The organism is Cecembia lonarensis LW9, assembly GCF_000298295.1.
In the GTDB taxonomy this organism is placed as follows: Bacteria; Bacteroidota; Bacteroidia; order Cytophagales; family Cyclobacteriaceae; genus Cecembia; species Cecembia lonarensis.
The window spans coordinates 1-708 of sequence record NZ_AMGM01000287.1; the positions used below are offsets into that span (position 1 = coordinate 1).

1 protein-coding gene is annotated in these 708 nt (G+C 47.9%); it reads left to right on the forward strand.

From position 1 onward, the window contains the following. The first annotated feature begins 531 nt into the window (after positions 1-531). The gene (locus tag B879_RS24185) at positions 532-681 is read left to right on the forward strand and encodes a hypothetical protein (protein WP_009187246.1); all 150 of its coding nucleotides are present in this window, start codon (positions 532-534) and stop codon (positions 679-681) included. Positions 682-708 lie beyond the last annotated feature (27 nt).

Below are 708 nucleotides of genomic sequence, written 5' to 3' on the forward strand. Positions count from 1 at the left end.
CTGTCGTCCGGCTACGACGGGAAGTCTTCACCAGCCACAATATGCCTTACTCCCCCACTCTTAGGTGTGTTGATGCTTCGACACGCCGGAAACTGTTTCAGCCTTGCGGCGGCCGCCTATGGAAGAAATGGAACCATTAGCACCGCAAGTTCCAATGGTTCCACTTGCACTAAAACCTCCAGGGCGCGAAAGGTTCCATTAGTTCCATGCAAATGGCTCTAATAGTAGTCATGGAATTTATGGTTCCATAAGTTCCTGGAACCTTTGTAACCAATATTTACATTACTTCTAAAGGTTCCAGTTGCGATCGTGGTCACTTATTGCACCAATAGCTCCATTAGGGTCGATCGATTGTGTGGGCTCTCCTTCGCTAGGAGGTGTGTCAGTGATCCAGGGGCACGCCTGCTGATGCTTAGTTATCAACAAGGCACTTAGACGGCTGGTGGAGCTGTCTACCGATTATCGCTTGGAGGGCAGCGCTGCGGATTCAAGGTGGCGGAACCAATGGTTCCATTACTTCTAATACTGTCTATGGCACCTTTGGAACCATTTATGGCCGGCACTTATGGATCTATTACCTCCAATGTCCATCTGCCTGTCGCCACGGCACCTATAGTTCCAATGGTTACATTAAAGTCAAATGGAAGTATTGTTACCATTGCCATCTATGGAACTATTTGAACTATAGGTTCTAAAGGTTCCTCGAGT

Coding starts and splice junctions, on each gene's coding strand:
- B879_RS24185 (WP_009187246.1), top strand. CDS start 532: ATGGCACCTTTGGAACCATTTATGGCCGGCACTTATGGATCTATTACC.